At 54.9% G+C, this 24,928-nt stretch carries 17 protein-coding genes and 1 pseudogene; 13 read left to right on the forward strand and 5 right to left on the reverse strand.

What is annotated here, in order from left to right; all coding sequences use genetic code 11:
- Positions 1 to 12: 12 nt before the first annotated feature.
- From ACK2JC_RS17980 to ACK2JC_RS18015, 8 genes and pseudogenes are all read left to right on the forward strand, one after another.
- The gene (locus ACK2JC_RS17980; protein WP_411337549.1) at positions 13 to 2,649 is read left to right on the forward strand and encodes a hypothetical protein; all 2,637 of its coding nucleotides are present in this window, start codon (positions 13 to 15) and stop codon (positions 2,647 to 2,649) included.
- Positions 2,650 to 2,741: 92 nt separating this feature from the next.
- Positions 2,742 to 3,476: a tyrosine-protein phosphatase gene (locus ACK2JC_RS17985; RefSeq protein WP_320938258.1), complete on the forward strand. Its 735-nt coding sequence runs from the start codon at positions 2,742 to 2,744 to the stop codon at positions 3,474 to 3,476.
- A gap of 180 nt (positions 3,477 to 3,656) precedes the next feature.
- Positions 3,657 to 4,867, forward strand: a pseudogene (locus ACK2JC_RS17990) (DUF401 family protein).
- A 351-nt stretch (positions 4,868 to 5,218) separates the two neighbouring features.
- Positions 5,219 to 5,644 (forward strand): hypothetical protein, encoded by a 426-nt coding sequence (locus ACK2JC_RS17995; RefSeq protein ID WP_368271796.1) that lies wholly within the window; start codon positions 5,219 to 5,221, stop codon positions 5,642 to 5,644.
- 156 nt (positions 5,645 to 5,800) lie between these two features.
- Positions 5,801 to 7,036: an RNA polymerase sigma factor gene (locus ACK2JC_RS18000; protein WP_320938256.1), complete on the forward strand. Its 1,236-nt coding sequence runs from the start codon at positions 5,801 to 5,803 to the stop codon at positions 7,034 to 7,036.
- Positions 6,985 to 8,286, forward strand: coding sequence for a hypothetical protein (locus tag ACK2JC_RS18005; RefSeq protein WP_320938255.1), 1,302 nt, complete (start codon positions 6,985 to 6,987; stop codon positions 8,284 to 8,286). Before ACK2JC_RS18000 ends, ACK2JC_RS18005 begins: the two co-directional genes overlap by 52 nt.
- Before the next feature lie 52 nt (positions 8,287 to 8,338).
- Complete coding sequence (locus ACK2JC_RS18010; protein WP_368271799.1) at positions 8,339 to 11,338, forward strand: RNA polymerase sigma factor; 3,000 nt, start codon at positions 8,339 to 8,341, stop codon at positions 11,336 to 11,338.
- A 35-nt stretch (positions 11,339 to 11,373) separates the two neighbouring features.
- Positions 11,374 to 11,652 carry an RNA polymerase sigma factor gene (locus ACK2JC_RS18015; protein WP_320938253.1) on the forward strand — a complete coding sequence of 93 codons (279 nt, stop codon included), beginning with the start codon at positions 11,374 to 11,376 and terminating at the stop codon, positions 11,650 to 11,652.
- 95 nt (positions 11,653 to 11,747) lie between these two features.
- Here ACK2JC_RS18015 and ACK2JC_RS18020 read toward each other — a convergent pair whose 3' ends face one another.
- The gene (locus ACK2JC_RS18020) at positions 11,748 to 12,953 is read right to left on the reverse strand and encodes an IS110 family transposase (protein WP_368282939.1); all 1,206 of its coding nucleotides are present in this window, start codon (positions 12,951 to 12,953) and stop codon (positions 11,748 to 11,750) included.
- A 299-nt stretch (positions 12,954 to 13,252) separates the two neighbouring features.
- Here ACK2JC_RS18020 and ACK2JC_RS18025 point away from each other — a divergent pair, with 299 nt between their 5' ends.
- From ACK2JC_RS18025 to tuf, 5 genes are all read left to right on the forward strand, one after another.
- Complete coding sequence (locus ACK2JC_RS18025; protein WP_320936770.1) at positions 13,253 to 15,529, forward strand: sigma-70 family RNA polymerase sigma factor; 2,277 nt, start codon at positions 13,253 to 13,255, stop codon at positions 15,527 to 15,529.
- A gap of 247 nt (positions 15,530 to 15,776) precedes the next feature.
- The gene (rpsL, locus tag ACK2JC_RS18030; protein WP_024736244.1) at positions 15,777 to 16,196 is read left to right on the forward strand and encodes a 30S ribosomal protein S12; all 420 of its coding nucleotides are present in this window, start codon (positions 15,777 to 15,779) and stop codon (positions 16,194 to 16,196) included.
- Positions 16,197 to 16,395: 199 nt separating this feature from the next.
- Positions 16,396 to 16,866 carry a 30S ribosomal protein S7 gene (gene rpsG / locus ACK2JC_RS18035; protein WP_024736243.1) on the forward strand — a complete coding sequence of 157 codons (471 nt, stop codon included), beginning with the start codon at positions 16,396 to 16,398 and terminating at the stop codon, positions 16,864 to 16,866.
- A 43-nt stretch (positions 16,867 to 16,909) separates the two neighbouring features.
- Positions 16,910 to 19,027 (forward strand): elongation factor G, encoded by a 2,118-nt coding sequence (gene fusA, locus ACK2JC_RS18040; RefSeq protein WP_024736242.1) that lies wholly within the window; start codon positions 16,910 to 16,912, stop codon positions 19,025 to 19,027.
- A 176-nt stretch (positions 19,028 to 19,203) separates the two neighbouring features.
- Positions 19,204 to 20,397 carry an elongation factor Tu gene (gene tuf / locus ACK2JC_RS18045; RefSeq protein ID WP_007717083.1) on the forward strand — a complete coding sequence of 398 codons (1,194 nt, stop codon included), beginning with the start codon at positions 19,204 to 19,206 and terminating at the stop codon, positions 20,395 to 20,397.
- Between the two features lie 231 nt (positions 20,398 to 20,628).
- Here the strand turns inward: tuf and ACK2JC_RS18050 are convergent, their stop codons facing one another.
- The 4 genes from ACK2JC_RS18050 to ACK2JC_RS18065 form a co-directional block, all read right to left on the reverse strand.
- Positions 20,629 to 21,861 carry an NAD(P)/FAD-dependent oxidoreductase gene (locus ACK2JC_RS18050; RefSeq protein WP_320936006.1) on the reverse strand — a complete coding sequence of 411 codons (1,233 nt, stop codon included), beginning with the start codon at positions 21,859 to 21,861 and terminating at the stop codon, positions 20,629 to 20,631.
- A complete protein-coding gene (locus tag ACK2JC_RS18055; RefSeq protein WP_320936005.1) occupies positions 21,858 to 22,310 on the reverse strand; it encodes a 4Fe-4S dicluster domain-containing protein in 453 nt (150 codons plus the stop codon). Before ACK2JC_RS18055 ends, ACK2JC_RS18050 begins: the two co-directional genes overlap by 4 nt.
- An 11-nt stretch (positions 22,311 to 22,321) precedes the next feature.
- Positions 22,322 to 24,205, reverse strand: coding sequence for an anaerobic carbon-monoxide dehydrogenase catalytic subunit (gene cooS / locus ACK2JC_RS18060; protein ID WP_320936004.1), 1,884 nt, complete (start codon positions 24,203 to 24,205; stop codon positions 22,322 to 22,324).
- Positions 24,206 to 24,470: 265 nt separating this feature from the next.
- Positions 24,471 to 24,869, reverse strand: a complete 399-nt coding sequence (locus ACK2JC_RS18065) for an RrF2 family transcriptional regulator (protein ID WP_092361554.1) — start codon at positions 24,867 to 24,869, stop codon at positions 24,471 to 24,473.
- Positions 24,870 to 24,928 lie beyond the last annotated feature (59 nt).

Here is a 24,928-nt window from a genome sequence, read left to right on the forward strand (position 1 = left end):
GGAGGTGTCCCTATGTGGAAGGAGTGGGAGCTTAAGTCGCCGCAGGTTCAGCTGTACCTGGCAATTAAGGAGGGGAATGAGGAGAAGATCCGGAGCGCGCTGGAGGAGCACCACAGGTATGTTCTGGAACACTTTCATTTTGAAGAGCCGGTGGGAGGGGGAATCTATGAGAATGGAATATACATGGATACGGCGATTCTGTCAGGACGCAGAAGCATTGTGAAGCTGCTGCTGGAGCTGGGATTTAAACCGGTATTTTTTCATGGAAGCGGCGGGCAATATACAAGATTTTTGGACCAGGCGCTGGACCGTGAATATTACCGGGAGTCCAGGGAAATCTGGGAGCAGGTCACGTATGACTCCGAAATAAGGCTTAAGGATATGGCGCCGGGCCGGGTGGTATGGCCGATTGCGGATGAGAGTCTCTTTCAGATGCAGATTGAAGCGATGAAGAATATCAATTCCATTGGAATTATCAGCATCATAGGGAAGTGTGAGGAGGAGACGTGGTTTCCTTACCGTATGCAGATTGAAGTAACCCCCGCGTTGTTCACCCTGCTGACCGGGAATCGGAAACGGCTTTGCTGGCTTTTATCACAGGGCGCAAGACTGGACGCATGGTGGCCGGAGAGGAGAGAACGGAGTTTGAAACCGCTGCTCAATCCATTTGGACATGAGCCAAATTGGTGTGCCACCGTTCTGGAAGTTGCCATACTGTCCGGGAATCCGGAATTGGTGGATCTTGTGCTGGAAAAGAGCGGCAAAGAGGCGCTTTACTGGGCCGGTCACACGGTAGAGGGAGTGGGGAAGCGCTGGTTTCCGAAGTTCCGGCAATGTGGACGTACGTCGGAAGCGTGCGGCCATCGGTTGTATCGGATGGAGCGGGCCGTCAATTTTACGGGGCGTCCGATGTGGGAGTATCTGTGGAAGTATTATGGGGATTCGTTAAGCAATATCCCCATATACAGCGTTCTGGATATGGGCGGAGGGGCGCTTGCGGATCTGTTGTTTGAGCGATTGAGGGCGCAGGGAGCCGGAAGTTCCCATATGGCGGAGCTGAACCGGTGGGCGGGTAAATATTTGAAGTGGAGCCGGAAACCGAAACACGCCTGGGGCATCCGGCAGTATTTTTCACGGCACAGGGAATGGTACAGCAGCCATATGGGGGAGGCCGGCGAGGATTTGCGGGCTTTTTTATTGGGGGTTGGATGGCACGCTTGGAGCTGGTGCATATTGGGAAAATTTAACCAGCGGGAACCGGGCTGGTTTGAATTTCCAGAGCTGCTGGCGGGGTTTTCGGTGGATATCGGTGCGCTGCTGCAATGGCATATTTTACGCGGCGGGTTTGAAGAGGAAACCGTGATCGAGACATGTGTGAATTTGAAGCAAATGAGCCGCGATTACAATATTACGATGGAAATAAATGAAAATTATATGGACATGACGGAATTGGCGGAAACGAAAAGTCCGATGCAGCTTCTTACGTTCATAAACGTTAAAAACCGCGGCACTTCCACCGATGGACTGGAGAGGTTGAAAAAGGTCTGCGAGGAGTATGATGAGCTGCTGCCGGAGCCCCTTGTGGAGGCGGCGTTTGAAAACAATTACCTGACCGGAGCTTGTTATATGGAATTTCTGCAATATCTTGAGGGCCGGGAAAAGTACGATATGATTACACAATTTATCCGTGGAAGCAACTGCTATACCCTGGCGGAGGCGGGGAATGGCGATTCGCAGGAACAGAAACCGCAGTCTGTCAAACGATTTGTAAGACCAGAGGAGGATAAAGAAATATTAGCCCGTCATCTTGCCGTTTATCGCGCGCTGCGGGCGTGCAGGCTGGAGGAGGAGGTCGGGCTTTTACGCCAGGCGGGTAATCCGAGGTTCAATGGACGACTTATGGAGGCGCTGCGCAGTTCGGAAGGGCTGATTCTGGAGCCCCGGCTGCGGGTTAGATTCTGGAATCAGGTGTGCGAGTTTGACGGCTGCCTGAATTTGCCGGCGATTGCCTTTGTAATGGGAAACGACGGGCTGGCGAAGGAGCTGCTGGGATTTTGGAGTGAGAAGGAACAACAAAAATGCAATCCCCGGTCTGGTTTTCTGAAAATGGAGGTATTGTACAGAAGCAGAACCAATGAGGGGTACGGTATCCGCGTTCAGTACCGGAAGGGAGGCGCGGGGGAACTGCCGGGCGGGATTGTTACGGGGGAGGCGTCCTGGAAAGCGGATGAGGACTATCGGTGTAATATGACCGGGATGAGTCTTTCAGCTCTGGCCATTGTTATGGGCCGTCTTGAGATCGTGGAGGAGATCGACCGGCTGGGCTTGCTCTCGGATCAGGATATCCACTACGGGATCGTTTACGCCGGGGACGCGCGGATTCTGGAGTATCTGAACCGGAAGGAGAGATTTCATGCACAGCTGTGGTATGGGAAGGGGCCGGGAGGGTATTTGAGTGCGTGCTGGAACTGGTTCCTGCTGGCATGGTTTGCAGAACAGGGACTTTTGACTGCGGAGGATTGTAAGAAAATGCGGGATCGGCTCGGAAGGGACTATCCGCCCCGGGCGGGAATAGATGATCCGGTGAAGAGGCCGTGCGGTGAAGAATACCTGAGAAGGGCTTGCGGGGAGGCGCTGCGGGGGAAGTGAAATTGCCGGTGAAATTGCCCGGGCCGGGGGCTTTCACGAGCTTGATGTTTATGGTAAAATAGGGGATATTATGAATTGTGAGGTGCGGTAAAATGGAACAACACATCAGGCGTCTGAGGCTGAATCACGTGGAAAATGTGAGGGATTTGGGCGGTTACGAGGCGGACGGCGGGATGGTCCGCTGGAACATGCTCTACCGGGCGGGGGATCTGTCCGGGGCGGACGAGGGCGATTGGGAACGGCTTAAGGCCGCGGGAGTCAGGACGATCCTGGACCTGCGCAGCGCTTCGGAACTGCGTGTGAAGCCGGACCGGCCGCCCCAGGGGATTTCCTGGTATCACCTGCCGCTCCAGACGGAGGAAATCGATCTGGAACATCCGGCGGATTTGGCGGGGCTGGCATTTCTGAAAAGTCTGCGGGAGAGCTATGTGATCATGGCAGGAGAGAACATAGGGCTGCTGGCTGCGGCCCTCGCGCGGCTTACGGAATCCCTGGACGATGGAGCCGTGTTGTTTCACTGTACGGCGGGCAAGGACAGGACTGGCGTTCTGGCTGCGGCTGTCCTCTGGCTGTGCGGCGCAGCGCGGGAGGACATTGTGGCCGACTATGAGGTGTCCCACACCTACAACCAGGGCGGTTTGGGCGCACTGGCAGACAAAATGACGGACTGTGATCAGCTTCTGCCGCTGCTGCGGTCAGAGGCGGAGAACATGGAGCGGCTTTTGGACTTTTTCCGGGAGTCCGGCCTGGACGGACGGCTGGCGGAGAGCGGGTTTTCGGCGGAGGAGCAGAGGCGGCTGCGGGAAAAGATGATTCAGAAGGGGTGAGGCACGCTCCTGCGAAATCCCACTGTCCCTTTATGAAAATCTATGGTAAGATGGAGAGCGAGTCAGCAGTTTGGGCGGTCCGCCCCAGGTCAAGAAGCCGCGGGATGTCCGCCCGATGGAAGAGCAGGCGGAGAAAACGCCGCCTGAACTGCTGCAAATACATATTGTGAGGAAACCATAATGAACATCCTGATCCTGAAACTCTGCGCCGTATTTCTGGTCATCATCGCCATGCTCTGGCGCAAGCTCCTGCTGTTTGCGGCGATTTCCGGAGGTCTGGCGGCTGCGGTGCTGTTATACGGCATTCCCCTGGGCCGGGCCTTGACCATTGGCGAAAAGCGCTGGTCAGCCGGGAAACCGTCACGGTGGTGCTGAGTTTCTATTTTATTACATTTTTGCAGCGGATGCTGGAGCGCAGGCGGCGTCTGAAGCAGGCGGAGGAATCGCTGAGCGGCCTGTTTGGCAACCGGCGGATCAACGCCTCGGCGGCTCCCGCGGTGATCGGTCTGCTGCCGTCGGCGGGCGCAATGACCATCTGCGCGGAGATCGTGAGATCCTCCTGCGAGGACTATATGAGCCCGGAGGACATGACCTGCGTCACCAGTTTCTACCGCCATATCCCGGAAAGTTTTCTTCCCACCTACTCCTCGATCCTGATCGCCCTGGCCCTGTCCGGCGTGGGAGCGGGGCAGTTTGTGCTGGCTATGCTGCCGCTGGTGGCCGTACTGTTCCTGATCGGATACGTGTTCCACCTGCGCAAGCTTCCCAAGCGCACGGACCAGCGCCTGGAGGGCGGGAAAATGGACTTTGCCCGGATGCTGTTTTGCAGCCTCTGGTCCATTATTTTGATCGTACTTCTGATCATCGCGTTCGACATCCCGGTTTACATCGCCACCCCTCTGGTGACGGTGCTGAACATTTTTGTGGACCGCCTGAAATGGTGGGAAATCCGACCGATGTTTTTCACTGCTTTTGAGCCGGTCATCATCTTCAACACGGTGCTAATCATGGTATTCAAAGACATTATCACGTCCACCGGCGTGATCCATGAGCTGCCGGTCTTTTTCGGCGGTCTGCCGGTTCCGCTGCCCCTGGTGTTTGCGCTGATTTTCTTTTTCGGTACTATCATCAGCGGTTCCAACGCCATCATTTCCCTGTGCCTGCCCATGGCCATGGCGGCCGTGCCGGACGGCGGAGTGGCGCTTTTGGTGCTGCTCATGAGCATGGCCTACGCCGCCATGCAGGTTTCCCCCACCCATGTGTGCCTGTTTATCGCCTCGGAGTGCTTTAAGGTCAACATCGGGGCGCTGGTGAGGCGCAATATTCCGATGATTCTGGTGTTTTCGGCGGCCGCGGTGGGGTATGCGGGTATGCTGGGGGTATTTTCGTAGAGATTGCGGCAGTGTGAAAATTGTTTATAGTATGGCCTCCGGGAGAAAATTGCCGGGGGCCTTTTTCTGCCTGTGCCAGGAGCGCGGAAGATGGGATGATTCGCTGGAAATTTGGAAGTTCTTGGGGATTGTGATTGAAACTGTATGAATATCCGAGTATAATAATGGAAAATGGTTTTGGAATCATAAAAATTAAAAATATTTAAAACCGGACGGAAGGCTGGTTCGTCTTTTAATCAGAGGCAGGTAAAGGAGGATGAAATCATGCCGGGATATTTGATAATGGCTGTGTGTCTTTCCGCGGCAGTTGCATTTTCGGGCGCGGGAGAGAGGCGGGCAGGAGAGCAGGAGATGGAACTTGCGGTTTGCAGCGAGTCAGTTTGCAGTGAGGCGGGGAAGGCGGAGGCGCCGGAAAAGGTGTACCAATATCTGAACGAGGAAGGATACTGTGATCGGATGATCAGTGGGATTTACACGGAACAGCAGCCGGTTATATGGGCGGAAAATGCCGTGGATCTTGGCGGATTCTATGAGATGGAGGCGTGCGTGGATCACGGGCTGGAGGATAAGGGGTACCTGGGCGAGAGCTTTTTCACGGTCATACGGGTGAGAAAGGATGCGGTTGTGTCTTATATGGGGGAAGAAATGAGCCTGGAGGAATACCAGAATTACAGGCCGGACAGGTCGGGACGGCCCTTTGCGTCCGCCCGGATGCTCCGTTTTTCCCAGGATGAGGACGGGTATATTACCTGGTTTATGGATATGAATGCGGGGTGAACTGCTGACCGGCGCAGGGGGCGGGGCAGGGAAAAGGCGCTGTCAATACAGGGCGGGTTGTGGTAAAATAAGGATCAGATTGAAGTTTGGAAGTTTTTGGGAAGAATAGTATTTTTAAGGGGACCTTACAGTGCGGCGATGGAGGGATTAAAGCGAATGGAACAGAGTATGAAAGAGCTGGTGGGAAAAGCTGCGGAGGGGGATCAGCAGGCGATTGCCGTCCTGTATGAGCGGACCAACCGTAAGGCGTATTATCTGGCCTTGCAGCTGGTGAAGGATCAGGATCAGGCCCAGGACATTTTGCAGGATGCGTATCTGAAAGTGTTTACGAACCTGGGAATGCTCCAGCAGCCGGAAAATTTCCAGGGCTGGCTGGACACGATTGTGATCAACAAGAGCAAGGATTATCTGAAAAAGAAGAAGCCGGTGCTGTTTTCCCAGATGGCCGTTGGGGAGGAAGCGGACAGCGAGCCGGATTTCGAGGATGAGAGCGGGTATTTTTCGCCGGAAAAGCGGGTGGACTACGGCGAGACGAAGCGCTTGATCCAGGAGATGATCGACCGTCTGCCCGAGGCGCAGCGGATGGCCGTGGTGTTGTACTATCTGGAGAATCTTCCGGTGGCCCGGATCGCCAAAATTATGGAGTGTTCCGAGGGTACGGTGAAGAGCCGCCTTAATTATGGAAGGAAGTCGATTAAGGAGCAGGTGCTGGCATTGGAGAAGAAAGGCACCAAGCTCTACTGCATGCCGCTTGTTCCCTTCCTGTACTGGATGTTCCGCCAGCAGGTGCTGTCGGCCGTGGTACCGGGCGCTGTGGGCGCGGCAGTGGTGCAGACGGCCGGCGCCGGTGCGGTTGGCGCCGGTATGGCAAAGGCGGTTGGAGCGGGGAATGTGGTAGGAGGTACCGGAGGGGCGTCCGCGGGAACGGCATCCGCGGGGGCGGCGTCTGCGGGAACGGCATCCGCGGGGGGAGCGTCTGCGGGAACGGCATCCGCGGGGGCGGCGTCTGCGGGAACGGCATCTGCGGGGGGAGCATCCGCGGGGCAGCAACTGCGGGGGGAGCGTCCGCGGGGGCGGCGTCTGCGGGAACAGCATCTGCAGGGGCAGCGTCTGCCGGGACTGCGGCCGCCGGAGCTGCGGGAAAAGCAGGACTTACAATTCTTGGGAAAGCTATCGGTGCCAAGGGAGTCGCCATTGTGGCGGCAGCCTGTGTGGGCGTCGGAGCGGCGGGCGGAGCATATGCTGCGAAAAGCCACCAGGCGGCAGAGGCGGCCAGGATCGAGGCAGAGCAGGATGAAGAGCGGTCAAGGAGGACGAGGGAGCGGAATCGGGAAGAGACTGTGGCAGAACGTACGGAAGCCGCGGCGGCAGAGCCCACAGACGACCGGATGAAAATGGATGAACAGATGAAAGCGGCCTGGACGCCTGAACAGAAACGAATTTGGGAGGCGTCGCTTTACACGGAAATGAATACGCGTGTGTCCGGCACGGATTTGGGAAAAGAGCCGGGGACGTTATCGGTAAAGAGCCGGACGATGTTTGTGGAGGAGAGTTATTCGATTGTTTTTTGGGGAAATCAGATCGATATGAAGGAAAATAACAACTGGAGTTATTACATATATGATAAAGACCCAGTGGATCAGATCATTGAGGAGTGCTTCGGCTACCCGTTGGAGGATTATGTGGAGGGAACCAATCAGACGTTGGTCCAGCTGCAAGATGACTCCTACCGTCTGTCTGGCGGGGACTGGGGGGCCATGTGGCCGTATGTGGAGATTGCGGATACCGAGGCGCGGGATGGACGCCTGATTGCGTATGGATACAAGGGATGGGTAACGGACGTTGAGGAGATCGCCGACAGCAATTACGTCTTTGATTCGGGACAGAACGCCTGGATTTTCAAAGAACCGCTGGTGATGGAATTCAGCTGGCACCCGGAAGCGTCCTACAGCCAGTTCCGTTTGGAGAGTATCCACTATAACCGGGATTGGAAAAGCGAGCTGGAAAACGGACGAAGCAATGCGGAAGGGACGGAGAATCTGTCACAGATGGAGGGAGAGCGCCAGGGGGAAAAACGGACGGGCGAGATTCAGGTAAGCGCAGAACAAAAGCGCGTTATGGAGTTGCTGCTGCCGCCGCTTGTTTACGAACAACATCCGGATAATGGGATTGTACGGACTGAGAATCTGAGCCCGGAGCGGATTGTCAGTCTCATGGACGGTCATTTGCATGAGATTATGATCGATCCGAATAACAGCATTTTCGCCCCATTTGCAGACGAAACAACGCACAGCGTAGAACAAGGGTTAGTTTATCGGTATACGGAGGATATGTATGGGCAGCCGGTATCTATGAAGGCGGTGGAGAAGGAATTTTCCCGGGAACTTACCTGTCTGAGGCTGGAAAACGGCCGCCTCAGCGTTACTATGGCCGAAGGGGAGTCCTGGTGTGGGGTGACTCTTGAGGAATTTGCGTTGGAAAACGGGAAAATGAAGGCAAAGGGATATTATGAGATTGAGCTGGGGGACATAATGCTGACCGGAGATGTGAGGGCGGTATTTGAGGTAAACCCGGACAGCTTTTTCGGCTATACGCTGGAATCGGTAGAAATTGAAAACGATGGGAACCAGGACGGGAATTGAAGCGGTTCAGACTACCTGAGATGAATTTATGAAAGACGAGTGAGGAAGCGGAATGATGGAGCAGAGTATAAGAGAGTTGGTGGAACGGGCTAAAATGGGGGATCAGCAGGCCATAGCCGCGCTGTATGAGAAAACCAGCCGCAAGGCATATTATCTTTCCCTGCAGTTGGTGAAGGATCAGGACCAGGCCCAGGACATTTTGCAGGATGCGTTTTTGAAGGTGTTTACTAACCTGAACATGCTGCAGCAGCCGGAGAATTTTCAGGGCTGGCTGGACACGATTGTGATCAACAAGAGTAAGGATTATCTGAAAAAGAAAAAGCCGGTGCTGTTCTCCCAGATGACCGGGGCGGAGGAACCGGACTCGGAGCCGGATTTTGAGGACGAGAGAGGTTATTTCTCCCCGGAAAAGCAGGTGGATTACCAGGAGACAAAGCGGCTTGTCCAGGAAATGATCGACCGGCTGCCCGAAGAGCAGCGTATGGCCGTGGTACTGTATTATCTGGAAAATCTTTCGGTGGGGCAGATCGCCCGTTTGATGGAGTGTTCCGAGGGCACCATCAAGAGCCGGTTAAATTATGGCCGGAAATCCATCAAGGCACAGGTGTTGGCGTTGGAGAAAAAGGGCACCAAGCTCTACTGCATGCCTCTGGTACCGTTCCTTTACTGGATGTTCCGCCAGCAGATACTGGCTGCGGCTGCGCCGAAGGCCGTGGGCGCGGCGGTATTGCAGGCCGCGGGAGCCGGTGCTGCGGCTGCCGGAGCCGGAAATGCGGCAGGGATCTCTGCGGGAACCGGGGCTGGGACCGGAACTGGCGGTACAACGACCGCTGGGGTGGCGACTGCTGGGAACGCTGCCGGAACCGCTGGAACAACTGCCGGGGCAGGGGGAGGAATTGCCGGGACAACCGCTTCCGGGGGAACCGCCGCGGGAGCCGGAACCGCCGGGGGAACTGCCGCCGGGGGAACCGGTGCTGCCGGAACAACCGCCACCGCGGGAACCGGTGCTGCCGGAACAACCGCCGCTGCGGGAGCCGGAACCGCCGGGACAACCGCCGCCGCGGGAGCCGGAACCGCCGGGACAACTGCCGCCGCGGGAGCCGGAACCGCCGGGACAACCGCCACCGCGGGAGCCGGAACCGCCGGGACAACTGCCGCCGCCGGAGCCGGAACTGCTACCGCCGCCACGGGAGCCGCCGGAAAAGCCGGTCTTGCATTTCTTGGCAAGGCCCTTGGCGTCAAAGGCGTTGCCATTGTGGCTGCAGCCTGCGTGGGCGTGGGAGCCGGGACGGCGGGCGGCGTATATGTGTATAAAAACCACCAGGCGGCTGAGGCTGCAAAGATCGAGGCGGAGCAAAGAGCACAGGAAGAGGAAGCGCAGGAAAACGCCGGAGGCGGGGAAACAGAAAACGAAGATGAGGGAACTGCGGATGGAGAGCTGGGGACCTCCAGGCTGTCCGCAGAGGAACGCGAAATTCTGAGCCGCATCTACCAAGCGGCGGAGCAGCGGGATTATAAGGCGCTGGCAGAGGCATTTCAGCCGGAATTTGCCACACTGTACAATCTGGAACAAGAGCGTTTTCCGGGACAATATATAATTTTTGACGGCCAGGGAATTTCCGATACGCTGGAGGGGCACAAGCTGGCGGTCCGGGCCGTGAGCACCAAAGCCAAAGGCGGCAGCCATGAAGGCCAGACCGTATACAGCGTAACTTGTTACCAGGGAGATTTTGTGGACGGGGTCCCCGTTGGAGAGCTGTTGGCCTGCCGGATTGAATATCGAACCTGGTCGAGCCGGCCAGGCAGGGATGTGAACATAACCCTGGCAGACTACGAGCATGGAATGTCGGTGGGAACCGTGGCAACTGAGTGCTGGCAGATCGGAGAAGATACAGGCGAGGCGGCGTGGCAGATCCATATAGAGGGCAGCTACAGGGAAGACCATTGGCCGGAAGGGATGTTTGAGATTGGCTATCCGGTAGGGAAACAGTGGGTATTTGACCGGAATGAAAATGTGATTGAGGAGGGGCTTGCGCAGGAGCTGTGGTTCAATGTGAATGTGGAGTACGGCAATACGGATGAATTCAACGCATTGCCGGATTCCGAGAAGCAAAAGCGCCTGAACATGGAAACCGGCTCCGGGTATCTGGTTCCCGACATAACCGGAAACTACCGGCTTGACAATTTTGAACTGATGATGGACCTGGAGTCCCAGAACGCCGTGTTCTGGGGCTCAAAAGGTTCCTACCACGTTGAGGGAACTGAGGGGCTGTTCCCCTTCGAAATAACACCGGCCGGGGAGGCGTCTCAGGCCGGGGCGGACTCCGGCGAGACAGACCATTTTGCCGCGCCGGAGGGGGACTCTGACCTGGACCCGGCAGTAGGGGAACCTTACCGGGCGGCGCTGCGCTACCCGCAGTATGAACATGGCAAAATGGAGGACCGCTTTGGCGAATGGAAAATATCGGCCTCATCATTTGAGGACCCGAATTGGAATCCGGTGCCCAGTGAAATGATTACCCATGAGAACTATTATGAGATCACAAACGCCTCGATCTGGGTGCCGTACATTGTTTCCGCCGAAGAGTTCGGCCGGATGAAAGTGGGGCACACCTTTTCCGTTAGCGTGATGGATCAAAACGGTCTCGTATCCTTCGAGGAGTTTCAGGTATTGAGCAAGGACAATAACGGATATTATGTTCTCACCGGAGACGAATCCGGGTATGAGGAAGCTTACCTGTCACCGAGGGCTGACGGTACCGCATTTATTTGTTCCAATGATGACGATGCCCTGTATAGCGGTGTGATTTATATGGGAAGCCTGTATTTTTCTAAAAATTGTAAAATCTACGATGTCTATGGATTTGATCCGTCGGCGGGGCCCATCACTCTGGAGTCGTATTTGACCGAGGAGCACACCATGACGTTTGACAACGGCATGGCGGGATATGAGTATGGGTTGAGTAACGGTTATATCCGGTTGTACGGTACTCCTGTTTTTGACCCAAATACCGGTTTGATCACAGAGTACGCTGAACTTTATACACCCTGACAATTAATCTGAAGAATAAGCGAGGAAACAGCGTGATGGATCAGAATATCAGTTTATTGGTAGAGCGGGCAAAAGCCGGAGATCAGCAGGCGGTCGCGGCCCTGTATGAGAAAACCAGCCGGAAGGCGTATTATTTATCCCTGCAGTTGGTGAAGGATCAGGATCAGGCCCAGGACATCTTGCAGGATGCGTATTTGAAGGTGTTTACCAGCCTGAATATGCTCCAGCAGCCGGAGAATTTCCAGGGCTGGTTGGACACCATTGTAATCAACAAGAGCAAGGACTATTTAAGCCTGCAAATAAAAAGTCAATAGGAAAATGAGAAATTTTCAAGATTTATTGTTGATTAAATTTCAGGTACAACAAATAGACCACCGTTATCCGCTGGTCTGAAAGGATGCGGTATTCTCTATTCTGGAAGAGACATTAGATATTCTTTTACCCTTCCGTAATAGATACGCAGAAACTTATTAGCGCCTGCAGTCATGTAGACATAGTAAGGCTTTCCCTGAGCACGTTTCTTATCAATAAACGCATATACAGGGTCGTCCTGCGGTTTTGTTTTGATGAGACAGTCCATGACCTGAAATAAGGTTTTTCGGAGGGAAGATGAGCCGCGTTTGGAGGTTGGAACGCTTTTTTGTTCATAGGTTCCGGATTCATTGACACCTGGGTCTACACCAGCAAATGCAGTGATAGCGCCCTTGTGGGTAAAGCGTGTGACATCTCCGATTTCAGCCATAAGCTGAGGACCAAGAGACGGGCCAACACCCTTCATCCCCATAACAACGGGATATTCAGGCAGCTTGGCGGCTGTGTCATTCATCAGGGTACGGAGTTCTTCCACGGTTCTGGAAGCAGTGTTTAATTGTTCTATGGACTGTTTCACGATCAGCTTGGTTAGATCATCTTTTGGAAGTATAGGAACAAGCTCCTTTGCGGCCCCATAGATTTCTTCAGCCTTGTCTTTGCTGAAGTTGTACTTCCTGCGTTTGCACCACTTCTGATAATGGTCGACAAATGCATTTAATGAAAGTTTACGAACACAGTCCACATGCCAGTATGTAGTAGCAAAATCAACCCACTTCTGGCTGCCGTCCTCACGGGCAGGGCTATCAAAGTAAGTATTAACACCAGGGTAAGTCTGATCGAGGATACCGATGAGGTTATTCTTCATAGCTGTTTTGTGTTTCATGTAGAAGCCAAACTGACGGTTCATGGTCTTTAATTGATTGCGTAGTTCGTCCATAAGACTATACTGTTTCAATTCCGTCCAACTGTCAAGGGTGTAACGAGCTATTTTTACAGAGTCAGCTTTATCAGATTTTACTTTGCGGAGGGAATGAGCTCCAAAATCTTTAATGAGCTTAGGATTTACGGCAGTTACAAAAAGACCTGCCAGAGAAAGCTCACGAGCCAGTGGTTCGTAGTAACGGCCAGTATGTTCCATAACGATGCGTGATTCACCATCGATTGATCGGATCTGCGCAATTAAGGATTGGATGTTACTGGAAGTGTGCTTGATTTCAAAGGGAGAAGAAACGATTTCTCCATAAGGTCGTAGAATGGCGACCATACTTTTCCCTTTGGAAACATCAATACCAACAGCGTTCATGTTCATAAATTTGTCACTCCTAAAGAATATTGCAATAGATAAGTACCAGTTTTACTCATTGCCTATTCAATCTACTGTGGTGTGACACGAACGTACCAAAGGCAGTTCAACCTGCATAAAACGAACGCTGCAAATGAGGAGCTGGTTATCAGTCTCAAATACGGACGCGAAGTCCAAGAAAGGAAGCCGATATACCGATTGCTCCAACATTGTAACAGCTTAAGCAACAAGATGGATAATTCCTTACTGGCTGTAAGGGATATTAACCATAAATATATTGTAGTAGAAAGAAGAAACCGGTGTTGTTTTCCCAGCTTCCGGCGGAGGGGGAAACGGATAGCGACCCGGACTTCGAGGATGAGAGCGGATATTTTTCGCCGGAGAAACAGGTAGATTACGGCGAGACAAAACGCCTGGTGAAGGAAATGATCGACCGGCTCCCGGAGCAGCAGCGGATGGCGGTGGTACTATATTACCTGGAAAATATGTCCGTAGGCCGTATTGCCCAGGTAATGGAATGTTCTGAGGGGACGGTCAAGAGCCGCCTGAATTATGGAAGAAAATCGATCAAGACCCAGGTGCTGGCGTTGGAGAAAAAGGGTACCAAGCTCTACTGCATGCCTCTTGCGCCGTTCCTCTACTGGATGTTCCGCCAGCAGGTGCTGGGTGCGGTTGTGCCCGGCGCGGTGGGAAATGCAGTGCTTGCCACGGCGGCGGGAACTGCCGGAGCGGCAGTTGGCAGCGGAACCGGAACCGGAACTGCCGGAGCGGCGTCCAGCAGCCAAGCCGGAATCAGCCAAGCCGCCGGGAGCACATTTGGAACCGGGACTGCCGCCGCTGCCGGAAAGTCCGGGATCGTGATTTTGGGTAAGGCAGTCAGTGTAAAAGCAGTGGCAGTGGCCGCCGCAGTGTGCCTGGCGGCAGGAGGCGCATGCGCGGTGGGGGTTCATTTTGCGGGAAAGAATAACCCGGCGGAGGCAGTACAAAACGTGGAGGATCAGGAACGGGAAGCAATCCAGGAAGTGCAGCCGGAATCCGAATCAGCGCCTGTAACCGAAGTGGAAGCTCCCGCCAACGCTTATGGTTTGACGGCGGAAGATTTGAAGGTTTTGGAAAATATTTACAGGGCTGGTGAGGGCGGCAGAACGGAGGAAGTCGCGAAAAGCGCCCAGCCTGAGTTTGTACGTCTCTATCAGATTGTGACGGATCATTTTCACGATCAGGACATATTGTTCGACGGGAAAAATCTGACCGATACTGTGGAGGGCCCGGGAATGATCTTAAAAGCTTCCAGCGTCCAGATGGGGGATATCGTCCTATATACGGTGGCGGGACATATAGGCTCATTCCGGAGCGGAGTGCCGGACGGGAATTTGATATCATTCAAACTCACCTATTATGACAACTACATGTTTCCGAACAATTCTGCCGATGTCAGCAAGGCGGGATACATACAGGGAAAAGCCGACGGCGTTGTGGTGACGGAGCGGTGGCGCAGCAACGGAGCGGTTGTGATGGCGGATGGAACTGTGATGGGCAATGGCCCTTCCGACCGGAATCAGTTGGTCTGGTCCAAAGCCCATGACGTGGAGGCCCGTTACGATCAGCCGGGCGAGATCGCGCCCTATCTCGGATGGGTTGACATAAAAATGGACGCGGCGCTATATGCCTCATATTTTCAGGCGGTTTCTCCGGAGGACGGCGCAGAGTTGCCCCATGAGCTGGAATTCCACTATTCGATTGAAAATCAGCAAAATGCCGCTGAAAATGAAGAAAACCTGGTTTTTGACCACGATTTCCAGAAGGCCAGGGTATTGGATTCCAGCAAGAGATACGAAGCGCAGACGGTATACCTGGGAGTTCTTGTAAATTCGGCCGTTCTATGGGATGGACAGCCCTCGCAGCATGACGAGGGAACGAAAGCGCTGCCGGAAGCGTGCTCAACAAATGCGGGAAACAATGGACCAGTGATGGCCGCCGGAACTCTTGAAATGAAAAATGGTAAAAACCCGGCCAGCAGTCTCTATATAGATGGACAGGGCATTGACCTGGGCATGTGTACCATGGAAGAACTGGAAGTGTTTTTGGGGAAATTCGGTTTTCATCCCATCGTTGATGAAAATGGAGCTTCGATGGAACTGGAGATTGAGGGCGATCCCCAGCCGGGCTCTGAATACGGAGTGGTATACTCCAATCAGGGAAAGGGAATCACATTTACAGACGGCGGCGGCACCCCTGTATTCCAGGTTATGCCCCGCAACCGGTCGGGCAGGGCGGTTACGGTCCGGCAGTGTACGGTTTACCGGTTTAAAGCCAGCAGCGCGCAGGCGGTTCAAAACTGCGGCCACACGGTCCGGGTGTTTAACGATATGGTAGATTTGGTAAATACGGAGAAGCGTATGATTGCCGATCTGTACGACCGGTACGGAATTGAGTGGAAGCAAAGCGGCAGCGGCGGTTATTATTTCGACACGGTAAATGCGTACGGGAAGCAGATGGTGGTGGGGATCAATGACTTTATCATCACTGAGTTCGACGAGGCGTTTATTGTAATTGACCCGGTATTGGGATTTTAAGCACAACGAAATCAGAAAACGCGTTTTATTCAAAAATGTCCGGTCAGAGCGGCGATAACCCCGCGATGGCCGGACATTTTGGCCGATTTGAGTTGGTTTTGCCCCAAATAAGGCGCTTATGAAAAAAATCCCTTGACAGGAATCAGGCCGACGGCTATAATTATATGGCGTGCGAGAATTTACAAAATTTTTGCGCACAAAAGCTGATAAGCAGCAACCACAGACAATATCACAGGAGGTGAAAGGAATGCCAACATTTAACCAGTTAGTGAGAAAGGGAAGACAGACCAGCGTTAAGAAGTCCACTGCTCCTGCTCTGCAGAGAGGTTACAACTCTTTACAGAAGAAGGCGACAGCAGTTTCTGCTCCGCAGAAGCGCGGCGTGTGCACCGCTGTTAAGACTGCAACCCCCAAGAAGCCTAACTCAGCACTGAGAAAGATCGCCAGAGTTCGTCTGTCCAACGGTATCGAGGTAACAAGCTACATTCCGGGAGAGGGTCACAACCTTCAGGAGCATAGCGTTGTTCTGATCCGTGGCGGAAGAGTTAAGGATCTGCCCGGTACCAGATACCACATCGTTAGAGGTACGCTGGATACGGCAGGTGTTGCAAACAGACGCCAGGCCCGTTCCAAATACGGCGCCAAGAGACCGAAAGATAAGAAATAAGTCACCGAGAATTGGAACCACTAACAGCAGTAAAGTGAAATTAGTGCCGGATTTGTGATATTGAACCTGTAGGTTGCAGGAAATAGATATACGCCCGAGCACGAACACATTTTATGGAAATATGTGAGTACCGATGAATTAATGGAAAACTGCAAGTGCCGTCACGGCATTGGCAGCCAGTATTAAGGAGGGAAGTAACGTGCCACGTAAAGGACATACTCAGAAGAGAGACGTTCTGGTAGACCCGATCTACAATAACAAGGTTGTGACCAAGCTGATCAACAACATCATGTTAGATGGTAAGAAGGGTGTTGCCCAGAAGATCGTATATGGCGCTTTCAACCGCGTTGCAGAGACAACCGGTAAGGATGCCGTAGAAGTATTTGAAGAAGCAATGAACAACATTATGCCCGTTCTGGAAGTAAAGGCAAAACGTATCGGCGGCGCCACCTATCAGGTACCGATCGAGGTTAGACCTGAGAGAAGGCAGACGCTGGCTCTGCGCTGGATCACTCTGTATTCCCGCAAGAGAAACGAGAAGACCCAGGAGGAGAGACTGGCAAACGAGATTATGGATGCCGCCAACAATACCGGCGCTTCTGTAAAGAAGAAAGAGGATATGCACAAGATGGCGGAGGCAAACAAGGCATTCTCCCACTATCGTTTCTAAGCTGCAAATCGTCTTTGCTTGAGTATTTAAGGAGGAAAATCCGTTGGCTGGAAGAGAATATCCATTGGAGAGAACCAGGAATATCGGAATCATGGCTCATATCGATGCTGGTAAAACCACAACGACCGAGCGTATTCTGTATTACACTGGTGTAAACTATAAAATCGGCGATACCCACGAAGGTACCGCTACCATGGACTGGATGGCCCAGGAGCAGGAGCGTGGTATCACGATTACCTCTGCTGCTACAACCTGTCACTGGACTCTGCAGGAAAACTGCAAGCCGAAAGAGGGCGCTCTGGAGCATCGTATCAACATTATCGATACTCCCGGACACGTTGACTTTACGGTGGAAGTTGAGCGTTCCCTGCGCGTGCTGGACGGCGCCGTTGGCGTTTTCTGCGCAAAGGGCGGCGTTGAGCCTCAGTCCGAGAACGTATGGCGTCAGGCAGACACCTACAACGTACCGCGTATGGCCTTCATCAACAAGATGGACATCCTGGGTGCGAACTTCTACGGCGCTGTAGATCAGATTAAGACCAGACTTGGCAAGAATGCGATCTGCATTCAGCTGCCGGTTGGCAAGGAAGATGATTTCAAGGGAATCATCGACCTGTTCGAAATGAAAGCCTACATCTATAATGATGATAAGGGCGACGACATCTCCATCATTGATATCCCTGAGGATATGCAGGATGACGCCGAGTTATATCGTTCCGAGTTAGTGGAGAAGATCTGCGAGCTGGACGACGATTTAATGATGGCTTACCTGGAGGGCGAGGAGCCCAGCAATGAGGAACTGAAGAAAGTATTAAGAAAAGCTACCTGCAACTGCGAGGCGATCCCCGTATGCTGCGGTACCGCTTACAGAAATAAGGGCGTTCAGAAGTTACTGGATGCGATCATCGAGTTTATGCCCTCTCCCTTAGACATTCCCGCAATCAAGGGCGTTGACCTTGAGGGAAATGAAGTGGAGAGACATTCCAGCGATGACGAGCCGTTCGCAGCTCTGGCATTCAAGATCATGACCGACCCGTTCGTTGGTAAGCTGGCGTTCTTCCGCGTGTATTCAGGAAGTCTGAACTCCGGTTCTTATGTACTGAACGCAACGAAGGGCAAGAAGGAGCGTGTTGGACGTATCCTTCAGATGCACGCCAACAAGAGAAATGAGCTGGATCGGGTTTACTCCGGCGATATCGCTGCTGCGGTTGGCTTCAAGGTTACCGGTACCGGCGATACCATCTGTGATGAGAAGAATCCCGTTATCCTGGAGTCCATGGAGTTCCCGGAGCCGGTTATCGACATCGCAATCGAGCCCAAGACCAAGGCCAGCCAGGACAAGATGGGCGACGCTCTGGTCAAACTGGCAGAGGAAGATCCGACCTTCCGCGTCCGCACGGACGAGGAGACCGGACAGACCATCATCTCCGGTATGGGCGAGCTGCATCTGGATATCATCGTAGACCGTCTGCTGCGTGAGTTCAACGTAGAGGCCAACGTGGGCGCACCTCAGGTTGCGTACAAAGAGACCTTTACCAAGGCGGTTGACGTGGACAGCAAGTACGCGAAGCAGTCCGGCGGACGTGGACAGTATGGTCACTGTAAAGTGCACTTCACTCCCATGGAAGCGAATGCCGAGGAAACCTTCAAGTTCACCTCCTCCGTTGTCGGCGGTGCGATTCCGAAGGAATACATCCCCGCAGTCGGCGCTGGTATCGAGGAAGCTTCCAAGACCGGTGTTCTGGGCGGATTCCCCGTGCTGGGCGTTTGGGCGGATGTATACGACGGTTCCTACCACGAGGTTGACTCCTCCGAGATGGCGTTCCACATCGCCGGTTCCATGGCGTTTAAGGATGCTATGAGAAAGGGCAACCCGATCCTGCTTGAGCCGATCATGAAGGTTGAAGTAACCATGCCTGAGGAGTATATGGGCGACGTAATCGGCGACATCAACTCCCGCCGTGGCCGTATCGAGGGTATGGATGATATCGGCGGCGGTAAGATGATTCGCGCTTATGTTCCGCTGTCCGAGATGTTCGGTTACTCCACCGATCTGCGTTCCAGAACGCAGGGCCGTGGAAACTACTCCATGTTCTTCGAAAAGTACGAGCCCGTACCAAAGAGCGTGCAGGAGAAGGTTCTGAACGACACTAAGAAATAACTCCTGTCAGGTCCCGTGAGCGCGGAGGCGCAAAGCTTTCGCACTCACGGCGCAGACTGGCGGAGAAAACGTAAATTGGGCTTGTCAATCAAAGGAAAATAGAATATAATGATAAACAGCCTGAGAACTATAAAAGCCCTGTGAAATGGGTGTAAATTAAGGAGGACGTTAAAGAAATGGCTAAAGCTAAATTTGAGAGAAACAAAGTTCATTGTAACATCGGAACCATTGGCCACGTTGACCATGGTAAAACCACTTTAACCGCTGCTATCACCAAGACCCTGCATGAGAGACTGGGTACCGGTGAGGCTGTTGCTTTCGAGAACATCGATAAAGCTCCCGAGGAGAGAGAGCGTGGAATCACGATCTCTACCGCTCACGTTGAGTACGAGACCGAGAACAGACACTATGCACACGTTGACTGCCCCGGACATGCTGACTACGTTAAGAACATGATCACCGGTGCTGCTCAGATGGACGGCGCTATCCTGGTAGTTGCTGCTACCGACGGTGTTATGGCTCAGACCAGAGAGCACATCCTGCTGGCTCGTCAGGTAGGCGTTCCCTATATCGTAGTGTTCATGAACAAGTGCGATATGGTTGACGATCCCGAGCTGTTAGAGCTGGTTGAGATGGAGATCCGCGAGCTGCTGAACGAGTACGAGTTCCCGGGCGACGACACCCCGATCATTCAGGGTTCCGCTCTGAAGGCTCTGGAAGATCCGTCCAGCGAGTGGGGCGACAAGGTTCTGGAGCTGATGGCTGCAGTTGACAGCTATGTTCCCGATCCCGTACGTGACACCGACAAGCCGTTCCTGATGCCCGTTGAGGACGTGTTCACCATCACCGGCCGTGGTACTGTTGCTACCGGTAGAGTTGAGCGTGGTACTCTGCATCTGAATGACGAAGTTGAGATCATCGGTATCCATGAGGACGTTCGTAAGACCGTTGTTACCGGTATCGAGATGTTCCGTAAGCTGCTTGACGAGGCTCGTGCAGGCGACAACATCGGCGCTCTGCTGCGTGGCGTTCAGAGAACTGAGATCGAAAGAGGTCAGTGTCTGTGCAAACCCGGCTCCGTTAAGTGCCACAAGAAGTTTACCGCTCAGGTTTACGTTCTGACCAAGGACGAGGGCGGCCGTCATACTCCGTTCTTCAACAACTATCGTCCGCAGTTCTACTTCAGAACCACCGACGTTACCGGCGTTTGCGAACTGCCGGCTGGCGTTGAGATGTGTATGCCTGGCGATAACGTTGAGATGACCATCGAGCTGATCCATCCCGTAGCGATGGAGCAGGGCCTGCGTTTCGCTATCCGTGAGGGTGGCCGTACCGTAGGATCTGGCCGTGTTGCTACCGTTATCGAGTAATCACAGCGATCGACTGAAATTTTAGATATATTTGTGCCCAAGCGTAAAAGGCCCGCAGAGTTTCATGCTCTGCGGGCTTTTCTTTGAATGCAATGGGCAGCTGGTATAGCCTGCGGGCGATTGTTTGAATGCAATGGGCCGCAGGTGTTATGCGCTTTGCGGCACGTAGTTCTGATAAACGCGGAGCCTCAGGCATAGCCTGGGGCTCCGTATTGTTGGGGGTATTCGTGTCTATCCCGCGTTCCACAGGTATTTCCCGCTCTCCTTGTCAAAGCCGTAGAAATCGGCGAAGGTAAGCCGGAAGATATCCCGGTCGCAGCAGGGAAGGGGAACTTCGTTCTTGATCAGATACTGGAAAATACCGCTGGCGGAGATGTCCCCCAGCAGCAGGATCGCCTTCAGGCGGCCGTTCTCCACCAGGGCCTTCCGGTAAACGCGGCTGTCCTCCTCCACGATCACCTGGGTGTCCGGACACACGCGGTTGATGTCGCCCAGGCACAGGGCGGGCAGGCCGAAGAAGTTCATGGTGTTCTTCATGGCGTAGGTGTCCTCGTAGCGCTCGGACAACCCGCACATGTTGCGGGCCGCGGTGATTCCCTGTTTCATGGCGTTGGGCCAGATACCGGAGAGTCCGCAGACGTCTCCGGCCGCGTACACGTCGGGAACCGTGGTTCTCAGATATTCGTCCACCTGGATGGAACGGTCCACCTGAACGCCACAGTTTTGCAGGAAGCGGACTTCAGGCCGCACGCCTGCGGCTACGATTACAAAGTCGCACTCCAGCTCGGTGCCGTCGTCCAGCACCACGGCGGTGATCCGGCCCGTCCCGTCCCTGCGGGTGTCCGCGGCTTTGGCGGAGAGGAAGAAGCGGCAGCCGTGGGCTTCAAAGCGCTGCTGGTACTCAGCGGCGGCGTCCCCGTCCAGCTGAAGAGGCAGGATTCGGTCCGCCATCTCCACCACCGCGGGTTTGATTCCCCGCTCCATCAGCGCGTAGGCTGCGTCCATTCCCACCAGGCCGGAGCCGACGATCACGGCTTTTGATCCCTTTTCCGCCGCGCGGTCAATGGCCTGGGCATCGCAGAGATCGCGGAAGCCGTAGACATTTTCCGATTCCCGAAAGCCTGGGATGGGCGGCACCAGGTAGTAGGCGCCGGTGGCGATGAGCAGCCGGTCAAATTCCAGATAGCTGTCGCCGTCGAACAGCGCCCGCTTGCCGGCGCAGTCCAGACCGGTCATGGAGCGGCCGGAAATCCATTGGATGCGGTTGTCCTCGAAAAAGTTTTCCGGCACGAAATTGATTCCCTGGGCGGTGCGCTCACCGCTCAAATATTTGTGGAGCATACAGCGGGAGTGGACCTGATCGTCCCTTGAAACCACCACGATCTCGTCCTCCGGGCGCAGGCGGCGGATCTCCCCGGCCGCGCTGATTCCGGCGGCTCCGGCTCCGATTATGATATGTCTCATGCGTCCACCTCCTCGATCCAAATGGCCTTTTTGGGGCAGGCCTTCACACAGTTGGGTTCACCGCCGCTCTCCTGACAGAAGTCGCATTTGAGGATGCGGCTTTTGGTCTGCCCGTCGGGTTTCAGGACTCCGAAGGGGCAGTTCATCACGCACATGAAGCAGGCGGCGCAGCGTTTTTCATCGTATTCCACCAGCCCGGTTTCCGGGTTCTTGCTGAGCGCTCCGCTCATACAGGAGCGCACGCACTCCGGCTCGTCGCAGTGGCGGCAGAAGATGGGGCGGTAGCTTCCGTCTTTTAAGCGGCGGATCACGTTCCGGCTCTCGCTGGCCGGGTTGGTCAGATCCAGGTCGTAAATGGTTCCCTGGTCCCCGCGGTGGGCGTTCATGCAGGCCAGGGTGCAGTTTAAGCAGCCGTCGCAAAGGCCGGCGTCAATCCAGATTCGTTTCATGGCAGGCCCTCCTATATGTTCAGCGCTTTCCGCTTGTCCTCGATGATGCGCTCCAGGATGTCGGCGGAAGCTTTGGCGTCGCCGTTCACGATCACTTGCCCGCCGGTCAGCTCCCGCATATCCTCGGTGAGTACCTGGGTCACCAGGGAACTTCCGGTGATAAAGGGCGGCAGGCCCAGATGCAGGGGCAGTCCCAGGGCCAGGCCGAAGGCGCCGTCGGCCAGAGCCTGCTCTTCCAGCCACTGGGCGGCGGAGAGAACCAGGGGAAGGTCGGGAATATCCACCTTCAGGGCTTCGGCCAGCTGGGTGGCCACCATCTCCAGACGTCCGATAGCCAGGCAGGGGCCGAAGTTCAGCACCGGCGGGATTCCCAGGGATTCGCAGACCGCCCGCAGTTTGGGTCCGGCCAGCTTGGCGGCGTCCGGGGTCATAAGGCCGCAGTTTTCCAAACCGCCGGAGGAACATCCCGCAGTCAGCACGATGATATCCCGGGCGATCAGCTCCTTGGTCAGCTCTACGGTCAGCACGTCGTGGCCGCCTGCCGTCAGGTTGGAGCAGCCCACTACGCCCGCCACGCCCTTGATGTCGCCGGACACGATCAGGTCGATCAGGGGCTGCCAGCTTCCGCCCAGGAATTTCTTTAAGGACACTTCACTGACGCCGGTGACGGTATCCCGGTTGCCGTGGTCTGCAAAGAGGTTTAAGGGCACGCACTGGCGGCGGGCCTTGTAGGCATTTAATACTTCGGAAATGATCTCCTCGCTGATCTGTTCCCGGTCCTCAAACACAAAGGGCTTTAACTCGGCGTTTTTCTTCTTGGCCACGTCGTCCAGGCAGATCTGCTTGATCTGTAAGGAGTCGCAGATGGGTTCGATGCCGGGCAGGGTGCAGTTGAATTCGGACAGCACCGCGTCGATGGCTCCGGTGGCCAGAACCGCCTCGCTGGTGTAGTTGTTGCCCGCGTGGCCGCTGAAAATGTCCTCGTAGTGCACACCGCGCAGCTGGAGGTCCTGACCCACGCAGGTGCAGCCCACCAGGCGGATTCCCTTGGCTCCAGCCTCAACAGCGCGGTTCTGCACCTCCTCAGAGCGCAGTTTTTCCTGAAGGTGCACGAAAATGGAGTGCTGGTGGCCGGTGATCATGATATTCACATAGTCCGGGTCAATGACGTTTAATCCCACCGGGGCCTTGGTGATCTCCGGTTCGCCCAGCATCACGTCGTTTAACAGGTTGGTCAGCATGAGGCCGTAGACACCGGTGGAGATGCCCAGCTTCAGGCAGTGCAGCAGCATGTCCACGGGGTCGGAGTTTAAGTTGGTGGAACATTTTACCACGCCGGAACAGACCTCGGATTTTGCTCCGCCCGGAAGAATTCCTAGTTCCTCCCAGCACTTAAGGCGGGGAGCGTAGGCCAGCTTTTTCGTCAGCTCCATGGGCTCATAGTCGGGTTTGTACAGGTCGTCCAGCACGGCCTGGGCCACAGCCTCCGCCTGCTTGTGGGGATCGCCCTCTGGGATGCCGAACAGTTCGCACAGGTGCTTTAATGCGTTGGGGCCTTTGATCTGACCGCCGGACCGGGCGGTGTTTCTCAGGTTCAGGGCGGTTGTCTCGATCACGTGGATGTAGCAGCCGGAGCCGGAAGCCACGGCGCGCAGGAAGTTGCGGGCCACGATCACGTCGGCGGAAGCGCCGCAGATGCCGTGGGGGGCCTCGGGGGTAATGCGGCAGGGGCCGTTGGAGCAGAGACGGCAACAGACGCCCTGGAGGCCGAAGCCGCATTTCACGGACTGGCCCTCCACCCGGTGATGGGACGTCTCCATGGGAAGCCCGGCTATGTAGCCTTCCAGCGGCTTATCCGCACTTTTGCAGGTGGTGCAGCTGTAGCAGTTGTTCATAAAAAGATACCTCCTGTTAGATGGAATTTTTGTGGCTGCGCGCCGCGGGTTCGAAGCGCAGGGGCGGGCGCAGGGTTTTTTATTGTGTGCAATGGTCCGCAGGCATTGTTTGCGGGTCATTGCTTAAAGTAGATAAAAATTATCCACTTTAAGGGCGAAAAGAAAGGCAGGGAGCGCCAGGGGGCGGCGGCCGATTAGGCCGTAGACGGCAGAGCCGCGTGCGCAGGGCCGCATGGATCAGTCCGATCCCGGGCCGCTGCCGCTCCTACACTCCCAACAGCTCCGCCATGGAGCGGGCCCGCAGCTCCTGTTCCAGGATACCCTGGACCCGGGCCAGCTCCCGGTGGATGGTGCAGGGGGATTTGGCCAGGTATTCGCAGTCGAAATCCGCCTGGAGGCAGTGGGTGAGAAAAAATTCCTCATCCGTGGCCCGGATCACGTCGTAGAGCGTCATGTCCGCTAAGTCCCGGGCCAGCGAGCAGCCGCCCCCGGAGCCGCGCTTGATCTGCACCAGGCCGGCCAGATCCAGTTTTTTCAGGATTTTGTAGGCAAACTGCTTGGGGATGCACTCCCGCTCGCAGATTTGCCCGATGGTCATCAGGCCGCCGTCCTTCAGCGCCCGGATGATGCGGACTCCGTAGTCCGATTCCCTTGTAATCATCATAATGCGCACCGCCTGTTTGTTAATCTTGTAACATGATTGTATTATAACAAAGTTGATAA

This window comes from Enterocloster lavalensis (genome assembly GCF_046603895.1).
Lineage (GTDB): Bacteria > Bacillota > Clostridia > Lachnospirales > Lachnospiraceae > Enterocloster > Enterocloster lavalensis.